This is a genomic window from Cytobacillus sp. S13-E01 (genome assembly GCF_029193815.1).
In the GTDB taxonomy this organism is placed as follows: domain Bacteria; phylum Bacillota; class Bacilli; order Bacillales; family Bacillaceae_L; genus Bacillus_BV.
Genome location: NZ_JARFVC010000026.1, coordinates 15,877 through 28,212, shown reverse-complemented (window position 1 = coordinate 28,212; position 12,336 = coordinate 15,877). Strand labels below are relative to the sequence as shown.

The following is a 12,336-nucleotide window of genomic DNA, read 5'->3' as shown; positions in this document are numbered from 1 at the left end:
TCACTTTTTACTTTAATTTGCTTTTGAGTAGGTGAATTCAGGTTCAGCCTTTTTCTCATTATATGAAATATTTAAGTTGTGATTATCAAAATACCAAAGATCCTTTTCTTCCACGAAGAAGGTAATACCCTCTTCCTCTGCCTGAATAGCAGGTGTTTCTGGCTCATCAATACTTACACCAAGTGAAAAACCGCTTTGTATGGGGCTGTATCCACCATATCGTACATAGAATCTCACCTCGTTACCATCCGATAAGTTTAATTCACTTTTATACCACTTAGCAGCCTTGTCTGATATTGTAAATTGCATTAGGTTAACACCTTCCTTATGAGGTCTACTTCTATTATATATAATGTTATTAATCGTATACAATGAATAAGAGGTGAACATTTTAAAACTTTCTTAGACCCAATGCTTTATAGATATCAGGTAATATGGAAGCTGTTTGATTACCGGACTCCCATTTTAGTTTAACCATTGTTGCATATGGTCCTCGATTTCGTTAAAAATTGAGGATGAGTAGCTTGATCCAAATGTAGTAACACTTTCTAGGGGGATCACTCGAAACTTTTTTAAATTAGTACTAGCAACATATGTTGGTATAAATTCTGGGTTTTGAAGACTTATGAAAGACTTATTGTTTTTAAACTCTTTTTTTATTTCAATCTCTAGGACACCACCAATATCTTTATAATCTTTAATTTGTCCTGAAAGGAAATTCCCTAAAGAATACGCCACAAAGGTTTGCTCACCATTTTCTCTCGTGATCCATTCCATTGGTTGTAGAACATGTGGGTGATGTCCAATGATTATATCTACACCCGCATTTGCGAGCATGGTCGCAAGTTGTTTTTGTTCATCATTAGGAAGCATTTGGTATTCATTTCCCCAGTGCAAACTTACTGCAACAACATTCGCCTTCTTTTTAGCAACATCAATATCTTTTTTCATTGCATCAATATCGATTAAATTGACTAGATATTCCTTTCCAGTAGGAACTGGAATGCCATTCGTACCATATGTATAAGAAAGAAAAGCAACCTTTACTCGATTTTTAGTTAGCACTCTAATTCTTTGTTTATCTTTATCATCTCTATATCCACCAACATATTCCATACCGATTTTGTCATAATAAGCTGTAGCGTTTAGTACTGCCTGTTCACCACGATCCAATGTATGATTGTTGGCAATTGATACAATATCCACACCAGCATCATAAAGGGCATCAGTAACTTCATAGGGGCTATTAAATTGTGGATATGTCGAAAGACCAATTTCAGTTCCTCCAGTTATCGTTTCTTGATTTGCAATCGTTAGGTCAGCATTTCTTAATAAATCCTTCACACCTGCGAGCTGTGGTTTAAAATCGTATCCATTTCCGGTCATAGCATCAGTATACACAGTACTATGTATGAGAATGTCACCTACTGCAGCCAGGCTGAGTGAAGTAGAGTAGGTTTTATAAAAGAACTCGCTTTTTTTAAAAGAGTGATTTGCAACCGGAAAAGCAATAGGATCTGCTGATAAACTCTTGTTTTGTTTGTACATAGAGAATAATAAATAAGAAGTTAAAATAATTAATGTTAAACAAAGTATTGAGGTGAAAATAGTTCGTTTATGGTTTATATTTTTCATAGGTTATAACCCCTTATGATAAGTTACTCTTACTATAATACAAATATTGAGAATTTACTTATATTTTGTTAAGAAAAGCGCAGGTCGCCGGGAGCTAGTCACCTTTTATGTTTTTACTGATAATTTCTCAATAAAAAAGACATCATTTAGCTAAAAACCTCGAAAAATACTTCAGAATACGAAATAAAAAACAAGGTTTTTTCTATTTCTTCTCGAATAATGTAAATAGTAACTTTATTTAGGAATAGAAAGAGGGTCAATTATGATTACATTTAAAAAGCCTGATGTAGAACAATTTTTTAGAACCTTTGCAATCCAAGACTTTGCGGTTAGTCCAGATGAAAAACAACTTATTTTTAGCACGAATTTAAGTGGGAAATACAATTTGTGGGCGATGGACCTACCTAATCAATTCCCATATCCGCTAACATTTGTTGATCAAAGTTGTCACGAGCTTACGTATGATAAAGAAGGAAGATTTATCATTGCTGGATTTGATAATGACGGCGATGAAAATACTCAATTATATGCTCTTCCAAGACAGGGTGGGGAATTGAAGCCTCTTCGGGTACAAGCGGGACATCGTCATATGGGCCCTTTGTTATCAAAAGATGGGAACAGACTTTATTACACATCGACTAAAGACAATCCAATGTATTTAAACGCATATTGCTATAACCTAGAAAACGAAGAAGAGGCGGTAATGAATAAAGGAAACTTAGCTGCCACCTATTTAATGGATGTCAGTCCAGACGAGCAAAGTTTTGTATACTGGAAGCATTTTGCTAATACGTATACACTTGCATACTTACATAAAGATGGAGAAGAAACACTATTAACTCCAGCGACTGAAAAACAGCATACAGTCACAGGAGTAGTATTTACGAGTGATACCCAGGTATACCTCCTTACGAATTATGATGAAGACTTAACCTATTTAGCTAAATACGACAGTGAAACAAAAGAGTTTACCAAGGTGTTAGGACTAGAAAAAGAAGATTTTAATTCGCTTCAATTCGATAAAGAGAATAATAAGCTTTATATTGTCAGTTCTAAGGGTGTAGAAGATTTCCTATATGAGTATGATTTATCTTCAGGTGAAACAACTCCTCTGCAAACACCAGTAAGTGTAATAGAGAAGCTTGTGGTTGCTAAATCAGGTAATGTCTATTTAATGGGAAGATCAGCAACCCGTCCATTCAATATCTTTCAAATGACTGTTGAAACAAAAGATTGGTCAGCTTGTACAAATTATGGTGTGCCTGGTGTAGCTGAAGAAGAACTTGTTGAGCCTGAAGTTTTAACATATTCATCTTTTGATGGGTTAGAAATTGAAGCACAGTTCTTTAAGGCTAAAGAAGATGTAAGCAATGGTCATGTGATTTTATGGCCACATGGCGGACCACAAGCTGCAGAACGTAAATCATTTAGAGCGCTCTTTCAATTTTTAGTGAACCGTGGCTATAGTTTATTTGCCCCAAACTTCCGTGGCTCATCTGGTTATGGACTTTCGTTTATGAAAATGGTAGAGGGAGACTGGGGTCATGGTCCAAGATTAGATAATATTGAAGGTCTTGAGTGGCTATTTAAAAATGGCTACGCAGACCGCGAAAAAATTCTGTTAATGGGTGGAAGCTTTGGTGGATACATGGCCTTGCTGTTACACGGTCGTCATGCAGAGTACTTTAAGGCAGTTGTTGATATCTTTGGTCCTAGTGACTTATTCTCCTTTATTGATTCAGTACCTGAACACTGGAAGCCAGCTATGAACCAATGGGTAGGAGACCCGGTGAAGGATAAAGAAAAACTGATTGAATACTCACCAATCACATACTTGGATCATATGGTAAAGCCAATGCTTGTCATCCAAGGCGCAAACGACCCGCGTGTTGTAAAAGCTGAGTCTGATAAAATTGTGGAGGCACTTCAGGATAAAGGGGTGAATGTAGAATACCTAGTTCTTGAGGATGAAGGGCATGGTTTCTCCAAAAAAGAAAATGAAATAAAAGTAAACCGTACAATCCTAGAGTTTTTTGATCGTTTTATCTAAATAAAATATGAAAGACGTGGATCCTTATGGACCCACGTCTTTTTGAACAGAAATTAATGTTTCGTTTCTTCTTCAAATTCATCAATCATTTGTAATAATTCATCAAACGTATTTATTTTTTTACAGGGTGTACCACTACACGATAAATCTGGTGAATAATGAAAGAGCTCTAACGAAAATTCTTCACCTGATACTGGTGGATTTACGGCTGTTTCGTAAATATAATTCTTTTCAACAATGCTTTTCATCTATACGTCACCCTCTCGATTAGTTCTGTTCTTAAACTTATCATACATCAATTTAAGGAAAATTAACCATAAATGTTTGACAAATCTGAAAATTTTAGATGAGAAATAAAATAGCACAACTATTTGAAGATGTGCTTTATTTTATACCATTTAGAGCCATTTTATTTTAGGCTCCGTTTTATTAAATATCCGCTTTATATTGGCAATATGCTTAAAAATAACAAAAGCGGTAAGGAAAGATAATACAATAATTAAGGCTATGTCACCGTAGAATAGACTGTAAATTACTCCATATATACCTGTTAGCATCGATGAAAGTGAAACGTATTTTGTTAGGTATAGACAAATAAAAAAGACAACCAACATTGTAATAAATAAAATTGGATTATAGAATAATAGAAGTCCACCTGAGGTTGCTACCGCTTTTCCACCTTTAAATTTGGCGAAAACAGGGTACACATGTCCAATTACAGCAAATAAACCAACGAATAAAGGATGAAGCTCAGATGATAAGAGGATCGGCAACGAAGCAGCTAATGTACCCTTTAAAATATCAGCTCCAGTTACAATCAAACCCGCTTTTTTACCTAATGTTCGAAAAGTATTTGTCCCTCCAAGGTTTCCACTGCCATGCTCACGAATATCAATTCCATAACCAAGTTTACCAACTATAAGTGCAGATGGAATTGACCCTAATAAGTAGGCCATTATAATTACTAAAGCTTCTATAAGCATGTACTTTAACTCCTTTTATAATCAGCTTTTCTTACCTAATTGTACCATGTAAGTAAAAAAAAACATACGATACTTGGCCAATTTAATTTTAAAGAAAATCCTGTAAATTTAACATTATCTCTTTTCATTTATCAAAATATTGCGTACTATGTAGGAGGGTGTAGAATGTCGAGAATTGAAACGAATAAACAAAAACGTATAAAAATGCCTTTCATTATCTTAGGTCTTCTTTTTTCAGTAGTACTTATTTCTACAAGTCTATTTTTATTGTTGTATCCATTTCCATCAAAAGAGAAAGCCTTGTTTACTAATAAAGAACATCCGATCATTTTTGAAGGAAAGATATATGGTGAAGAAGCACAAATTATTGATGGTACAGTGTATCTACCCTTCTCTTTTGTAAAGGAAAATATTGATGATGCTGTAATTATTGATGATGCAACTAACTCTATTATTTTCACAACAAAAGATAAAGTTCTCCAAATGCCTTCTGATTCTCTTACGTATTTAGTGAATGAAGAACCCTTTAATGTTGAGGTTCCTATTTATCTATCATCTGAGGGTCAATCACTTATGTCACTCGAGCCTTTAAAAACACTTTTCCCTGTTAAATGGGATTATAGTGAAGAGACAGGGGCAGTCATTGTTAGAAAACAAGGTGAGACAATCATTCGTGGGATTGTAAACAAAGGTTTACAAGAGGACAAACTCCGTTTACGAACAGATCCCGATGTAACGACCGCTTACGTAGGTGAAGTTGTAGGAAATGAAATAATTGAAATCGTAGAAGAAGATCGAAACTTTTATTACGTCCGAAAAGACAATGGAATTTCTGGATATCTGAAAAAGGATTCTATTACCCTATCAAACACAGAAATTGTAAAGGTGGAAAATGAAATATCACAAAAGTATCGACCAGACATTAGCTGGCCAATTAATCTAACCTGGGAGGCGGTGTATTCGGCTAATCCAGATACAAAGAAATTACCGCAAATGCCCGGTGTAAATGTTGTTTCACCGACTTGGTTTCATTTGAAAAATAATGAAGGTGATATTTCAAACTTAGGCTCAGCGGACTATATGAAATGGGCTAAGTCTCGTAATTACCAGGTGTGGGGACTTTTTTCTAACGACTTCGATCCTGAAAAAACATATCAAGCCCTTAAAGATTATGAAACGAGAATGAAAATGATAAGACAGCTGCTGCAATATAGTGAAATGTATCAATTGGATGGGATAAATATAGATATAGAAAACGTCAACTTAGCAGATGGACCACTTGTTACACAGTTTGTAAGAGAAGCTACACCTTACTTTCACCAAGCAGGCTTAATTGTGTCTATGGATGTTACCTTTATATCAGGTAGTGATACTTGGTCTAGATTTTATGAGAGAGAAAAACTTGCTAGTGTTGTCGATTATATGATGGTTATGGCTTATGATGAGCATTGGGGTACATCTCCAGTACCAGGTAGTGTAGCAAGTTTGCCTTGGGTTGAAAGTAATCTTCAAAAGTTGTTAGAGGTCGTTCCAAACGATCGTTTACTACTTGGAATTCCGTTATATTCCCGGATTTGGAAGGAACAGGAAACAGATGGTGGGAATATAGAAGTATCCTCAAAGGCCTATAGTATGCAAGCGATAAATGATTGGGTTAGTGAGCGCAATTTGACACCTATCTATGATGAAGCATCCGGACAAAACTACGTAGAGTATCTAGATGAAGCAGAGAAAGCCACCTACAAAATCTGGATAGAAGACGAAGCTTCACTTCAAAAAAGAGCTCAGCTTGTTCATAAATACCAGCTTGCGGGGGTTGCCACATGGTCACGTTTCTTTGCAAATGATGCAGGGTGGGCGACTATAGATGATTCGCTAAAGCAAATCGATGCTACTGATAAATAAAAGCCGACTCTACACCGGGTCCATAGAAGACTAAGTGGTTTCTAAAAGTGTTCATTTGCTCGCAGTGGGAACGATTGTTCTCACCTCTTTATTCAAAAGGTAAGAAAGTATAAAATTTTTACCTGGTTTTTGTGTCTAGCTCCGGCGTGCGCCCTACGCTTTTGTTATTCGACATAATTTAAATCTAGGTATTACGATTGTGCAGGAATATTGGAACACTTTGCCGAAATACTATAATAGTAAACAGTATATTCATGTCGAAAGGAGACATTTTTATGGCTATAGAAATCCCTTCACGAGAGGAAATCGGTAAAATTCTAAAAAATAGTAAACGTATTGCTGTGGTGGGTTTATCAGCTAATCCTGAGAAAACTTCTTATACGGTAAGCAAGGCTATGCAGGAAGCAGGATACGAAATCATTCCCGTTAATCCTACTGCAGATGAAATTCTAGGAGTAAAGACAGTTAAGTCACTGAAAGAAATCGACGGACATATCGATATTGTAAACGTTTTCCGTAGATCTGAACACTTGTACCCAGTTGCCGAAGAGTTTGCTGAGATAGATGCCGATGTATTTTGGGCACAGTTAGGACTTGCAAATGAAGAGGCATACGATTTTCTTAAAGAAAAAGGCTATACGGTCATTATGGATCGGTGTATCAAAGTAGAACATGCGATGGCAAAATAAGGTTTAATGGTTTAAAGAAAACTAGGCATTTGCACGTTGTGGCCTTTTGCTGAATTTTTAAAAGTAGTTTTCCTTACATATAATGCCCTTAGAAAATCCTTGTATCTACAAGGATTTTTTATTGTTAAGGAATTTATAAAATTGTAAGGTTGTGTATAACTTCGTGTCTCTGTCTATCTACGTCTAGCTCCAGGCGCCATCGGACCTGAGGTCATAAGCCATTTCCTCTAAGAGGGAAAACTCAGCTTCTTATAGGAACCGTTTTATGCTTACCTTACACAGGATGTGCTGATGTCGATGTTCGCCACAGGACATTGCGGGTTTTAGTCGGCGTTCCTCGTTGACGGGCGCCCTTTGCTTTTCTTGTTTTTTTGCCAAATTTAGATAAATAGATAAAATATAGCATAGACTAGCTTTTCGATGTGTTATATTATGAACATCTGTAGTTTTATAAAATAGATATAAACCATAGTCTTTTTTTAAATTTTGGCAACTAACATATAAGGAATATGATAAGATAGAAACAGATGTTCTTGTGGGAGGACTTAAACACTTTATTGGGGTCAAGTTTTATAAAGTGTTTACGAAAAAGCGAGGTTTATTTTGGTTAACTTCGTTTTTCGATTAGAAAGGGGTATGTTTTTTGGCTAAGCAACAAACATTTGACTATAATGATGATGCAATTCAAGTCCTAGAAGGTCTAGAAGCCGTTCGTAAGCGACCTGGGATGTATATTGGTAGTACGGATGGTCGAGGATTACACCATCTTGTCTATGAAATCGTCGACAACTCTGTCGATGAGGCCCTAGCAGGACATGGGGATCACATTATTGTCAAAATTCATAAAGATAATAGTATAAGCGTTCAAGATAAAGGGCGTGGGATGCCAACTGGTATGCACAAGCTTGGGAAACCAACACCAGAGGTTATCTTAACTGTATTACACGCTGGGGGGAAGTTTGGACAAGGTGGTTACAAAACAAGTGGAGGACTACATGGTGTAGGTGCCTCTGTTGTTAACGCTCTGTCTGAATGGTTGAAAGTTACAATTAAACGTGATGGAAGTGTGTATGAACAAACATTTGAAAATGGTGGAAAACCCGCTACAACGCTTGAAAAGGTCGGTAATACAAACCAATCGGGGACGACCATTCACTTTAAACCTGACCGCAGTATATTTAGTGCTACTGTTTACAATTATGAAACTTTAAGTGAAAGACTACGAGAATCAGCATTTCTTTTAAAAGGCTTAAGGATTGAACTTATAGATGATCGAAATGATGTAAAAGAAGTATTCCATTATGAAAATGGAATTGAAGCCTTTGTTACCTACCTAAATGAGGAAAAAGATGAACTTCATCCTGTTATTTCATTTGAAGGTATCCAAAATTCAATCGAAGTGGAATTCGCTTTTCAATTTAATGATGGGTATTCAGAAAATGTCCTATCGTTTGTAAATAACGTTCGTACCAAAGATGGTGGTACACATGAGGCTGGATCTAAGACAGCTTTAACACGTGCTTTTAATGAATATGCTAGAAAAATCGGATTGTTAAAGGAAAAAGATAAAAATCTAGATGGCTCTGATATTCGGGAAGGTTTAACTGCCATTATATCTGTACGTATTCCTGAAGAACTTCTACAGTTTGAAGGACAGACAAAGGGTAAGCTAGGAACAAGTGAAGCTAGATCTGCAGTTGATTCAGTTGTATCTGAGAACCTGTCTTACTTTTTTGAGGAAAATCCTGATATTAGCTCTTTATTAGCAAAAAAAGCGATAAAAGCATTCCAGGCACGTGAAGCTGCTCGTAAAGCAAGAGAAGAAGCAAGAAGCGGGAAAAAACGTAAGCGTTCAGATGCTGTTTTAAGTGGGAAACTAACTCCTGCACAATCTCGTAATCCTCAAAGAAATGAACTATATCTAGTAGAGGGTGACTCAGCGGGAGGTTCAGCAAAACAGGGACGTGATCGTAAATTTCAGGCCGTTCTGCCATTACGTGGTAAGGTAATTAACACTGAGAAAGCAAAGCTTTCAGACATCTTTAAAAATGAAGAAATCAATACAATCATCCATGCAATTGGTGGAGGTGTCGGTGCTGAATTTACAGTTGCAGACATAAATTATGACAAAATTGTCATCATGACAGATGCCGATACAGATGGAGCACATATTCAAGTGTTACTGTTAACATTCTTCTACCGCTATATGAAACCACTAGTTGAAGCAGGCAAAGTCTTCATTGCACTTCCTCCACTATACAAGGTTAGTAAAGGTACAGGTAAAAAGGAAGTAATTGAATATGCATGGTCAGATGATGAATTACAGGGTGCTCTTGCAAAGGTTGGGAAGGGTTATATTATCCAACGTTATAAGGGTCTTGGAGAGATGAATGCTGATCAGCTTTGGGAGACAACGATGAATCCAGAGACGAGAACACTTATTCGTGTGCGCATAGATGATGCTGCTAGAGCAGAGCGCAGAGTATCAACACTTATGGGAGATAAGGTTGAGCCGCGTCGAAAATGGATTGAATCAAATGTAGCATTTAGTTTGGTAGATGAAACCAATATATTAGACAATGAAAACTTATCGGTCGCAGAGGAGGATCAACTGTAGATGTCAGAAGTAGAAAAATTTAGAGACCTACCTCTAGAAGATGTTATCGGCGATCGCTTTGGGCGTTATAGTAAATACATCATTCAGGAGCGGGCACTCCCGGATGCTAGAGATGGTCTAAAACCAGTACAACGAAGAATTTTATATGCGATGCATGTCGAAGGTAATACATCAGAAAAAGGCTTTCGTAAGTCTGCAAAAACGGTCGGTAATGTAATTGGTAACTATCACCCTCACGGTGATTCTTCCGTATATGAAGCGATGGTTCGAATGAGTCAGGAGTGGAAGGTCCGCAATCTATTAATCGAGATGCACGGAAACAATGGTAGTGTTGACGGAGATCCCCCTGCGGCAATGCGTTATACTGAGGCCAGATTATCACCAATTGCTTCAGAACTACTACGTGATATTGATAAAAGAACAGTTCAACTAGTTCCTAACTTTGATGAAACAAGTCAGGAACCTACAGTTCTCCCTGCAATGTACCCTAACCTTTTAGTAAATGGTTCAACAGGAATATCTGCAGGTTACGCTACCGATATTCCTCCTCATAACCTAGGAGAAGTAATTGATGGTGTATTAATGCGAATAGATAATCCAGTTTGTACGGTGGACGACCTTATGAAGGTTATCAAAGGCCCTGATTTTCCAACTGGAGGTATCATCCAAGGTGTTGATGGAATTCGTAAAGCCTTTGAAACAGGTAAAGGCAAAATCATTATCCGTGGACAAGCTGAAATTGAGGAAGTACGCGGTGGAAAACAACAAATTGTTGTTACTGAAATACCTTTTGAGGTAAACAAAGCTAATCTTGTAAAGAAAATCGATGAGTTTCGCCTTGATCGAAAGCTTGAAGGAATAAGTGAGGTTCGCGATGAAACAGATCGAACAGGATTACGCATTGTAATAGATTTAAAAAAGGATGCAGATGCTAAAGGGGTATTAAATTATCTCTATAAAAATAGTGATCTCCAAGTGACTTATAACTTTAATATGGTTGCAATTTATAATAAGCGTCCAACTCTAATGGGAGTTCACCAATTTCTAGATGCTTATATAGGGCACCAAAAAGAAGTAATCACGAATCGTTCTAATTATGACCTTGAAAAGGCACGTGAACGCCACCATGTGGTAGAAGGGTTAATCAAAGCACTATCGATCCTTGATGAAGTCATCGCAACAATCAGAGCATCTAAAGATAAAAGAGATGCAAAAAATAATTTGATCGCTGAGTATCAATTCACAGAGCCACAATCAGAAGCGATCGTTTCTTTACAGCTATATCGCTTAACAAACACTGATATTACAGCATTACAACAAGAGGCCGAAGAGTTGGATAAAAAGATTGCAGAACTTCTTGCCATTCTAAATAACGAAAAAACGTTATTATCCGTTATTAAAGCGGATTTAAAAAAAATCAAGAAAACATATGCTGATAATCGTCGTTCAAAAATTGAAGACCAAATAGAGGAAATCAAAATCAATTTAGAAGTGATGATCCCATCTGAAGATGTAATTGTAACGATTACACAGGATGGTTATGTTAAACGAACAAGTCTTCGTTCATATTCCGCATCAAATGGACAAGATTTTGGTATGAAGGACACGGATACACTCCTCAGGCAAATCGAAATCAATACTACAGATGTAGTCTTATTGTTTACAAACAAAGGAAACTACTTATATTGTCCAGTACATGAGTTACCAGATATTCGTTGGAAGGACCTCGGTCAGCATATCGCTAACATTATTAGCATTGATCGCGATGAACGAATTATTGAAGCTATACCTGTTAAGAGCTTTGATACAGAGGAATTTCTAATATTTATTACCAAAAATGGGATGGTTAAGAAAACGGAGCTAGCACACTACAAAGCTCAAAGATATTCAAAGGCTTTAGTAGCGATTAACCTAAAGAAAGACGATGAAGTCGTCGATGTTTATCGTTCAAATGGGAAACAGGACGTGTTCATAGGAACATCCTTCGGGTATGCGCTTTGGTTTAGTGAAGAAGAAGTTAACATTGTAGGCGCTAGAGCAGCTGGTGTCAAAGGCATTAACCTAAAAGATGGGGATTACGTTGTAAATGGAAAAATCATTGATCCAAATAATCCTCAAGATCTAGTCATTATCACCCAACGTGGTGCGATTAAGCGAATGAAGCTATCAGAATTTGAAATGGCATCGCGGGCAAAACGTGGTGTTGTTATGCTTCGTGAACTTAAGGCAAATCCACACCGTATCGTAGGTCTAGCTTTTGTCGGCAAAAACGATGAAATTAAAATAGTTACGAAAAATGGACGTTTAGAACAAGTGAATCCTGCAGATTTACGACCAAATGACCGATATAGTAACGGTTCCTTTGTAGTTGATGTAAATGAGACTGGTGTAGTTGTAGAGATTTTAAAAATAAGTAATAATAAAGGCACAACCGAATAAGGAAAGTTTAAAGAACTG

General features: G+C 36.8%; 9 protein-coding genes. 5 read left to right on the top strand and 4 right to left on the bottom strand.

Annotated elements, in window-relative coordinates; translation table 11 throughout:
- Positions 1-12: 12 nt before the first annotated feature.
- Both PY093_RS15075 and PY093_RS15070 read right to left on the bottom strand, forming a co-directional pair.
- Positions 13-309: a HesB/YadR/YfhF family protein gene (locus PY093_RS15075; RefSeq protein WP_275646682.1), complete on the bottom strand. Its 297-nt coding sequence runs from the start codon at positions 307-309 to the stop codon at positions 13-15.
- 156 nt (positions 310-465) lie between these two features.
- Entirely contained in the window at positions 466-1,635 is a 1,170-nt protein-coding gene (locus tag PY093_RS15070; protein WP_275646681.1) for a CapA family protein, read from the bottom strand.
- 262 nt (positions 1,636-1,897) lie between these two features.
- Between PY093_RS15070 and PY093_RS15065 the strand changes: the two genes are divergently transcribed.
- Complete coding sequence (locus tag PY093_RS15065; RefSeq protein WP_275646680.1) at positions 1,898-3,685, top strand: S9 family peptidase; 1,788 nt, start codon at positions 1,898-1,900, stop codon at positions 3,683-3,685.
- 53 nt (positions 3,686-3,738) lie between these two features.
- Here PY093_RS15065 and PY093_RS15060 read toward each other — a convergent pair whose 3' ends face one another.
- Entirely contained in the window at positions 3,739-3,933 is a 195-nt protein-coding gene (locus PY093_RS15060) for a hypothetical protein (protein ID WP_275646679.1), read from the bottom strand.
- Between the two features lie 150 nt (positions 3,934-4,083).
- Positions 4,084-4,668 carry a glycerol-3-phosphate 1-O-acyltransferase PlsY gene (gene plsY / locus PY093_RS15055; protein ID WP_275646678.1) on the bottom strand — a complete coding sequence of 195 codons (585 nt, stop codon included), beginning with the start codon at positions 4,666-4,668 and terminating at the stop codon, positions 4,084-4,086.
- Between the two features lie 165 nt (positions 4,669-4,833).
- Here plsY and PY093_RS15050 point away from each other — a divergent pair, with 165 nt between their 5' ends.
- The 4 genes from PY093_RS15050 to parC all read left to right on the top strand — a co-directional run bounded on the left by PY093_RS15050 (position 4,834) and on the right by parC (position 12,318).
- Positions 4,834-6,573 carry a glycosyl hydrolase family 18 protein gene (locus PY093_RS15050; protein WP_275646677.1) on the top strand — a complete coding sequence of 580 codons (1,740 nt, stop codon included), beginning with the start codon at positions 4,834-4,836 and terminating at the stop codon, positions 6,571-6,573.
- A gap of 275 nt (positions 6,574-6,848) precedes the next feature.
- The gene (locus PY093_RS15045) at positions 6,849-7,262 is read left to right on the top strand and encodes a CoA-binding protein (RefSeq protein ID WP_275646676.1); all 414 of its coding nucleotides are present in this window, start codon (positions 6,849-6,851) and stop codon (positions 7,260-7,262) included.
- A gap of 643 nt (positions 7,263-7,905) precedes the next feature.
- Positions 7,906-9,879, top strand: coding sequence for a DNA topoisomerase IV subunit B (gene parE / locus PY093_RS15040; protein WP_275646675.1), 1,974 nt, complete (start codon positions 7,906-7,908; stop codon positions 9,877-9,879).
- The gene (gene parC, locus PY093_RS15035) at positions 9,880-12,318 is read left to right on the top strand and encodes a DNA topoisomerase IV subunit A (protein WP_275646674.1); all 2,439 of its coding nucleotides are present in this window, start codon (positions 9,880-9,882) and stop codon (positions 12,316-12,318) included.
- Positions 12,319-12,336: the final 18 nt, after the last annotated feature.

Coding starts and splice junctions, on each gene's coding strand:
- PY093_RS15075 (WP_275646682.1), bottom strand. CDS start 309: ATGCAATTTACAATATCAGACAAGGCTGCTAAGTGGTATAAAAGTGAA.
- PY093_RS15070 (WP_275646681.1), bottom strand. CDS start 1,635: ATGAAAAATATAAACCATAAACGAACTATTTTCACCTCAATACTTTGT.
- PY093_RS15065 (WP_275646680.1), top strand. CDS start 1,898: ATGATTACATTTAAAAAGCCTGATGTAGAACAATTTTTTAGAACCTTT.
- PY093_RS15060 (WP_275646679.1), bottom strand. CDS start 3,933: ATGAAAAGCATTGTTGAAAAGAATTATATTTACGAAACAGCCGTAAAT.
- plsY (WP_275646678.1), bottom strand. CDS start 4,668: ATGCTTATAGAAGCTTTAGTAATTATAATGGCCTACTTATTAGGGTCA.
- PY093_RS15050 (WP_275646677.1), top strand. CDS start 4,834: ATGTCGAGAATTGAAACGAATAAACAAAAACGTATAAAAATGCCTTTC.
- PY093_RS15045 (WP_275646676.1), top strand. CDS start 6,849: ATGGCTATAGAAATCCCTTCACGAGAGGAAATCGGTAAAATTCTAAAA.
- parC (WP_275646674.1), top strand. CDS start 9,880: ATGTCAGAAGTAGAAAAATTTAGAGACCTACCTCTAGAAGATGTTATC.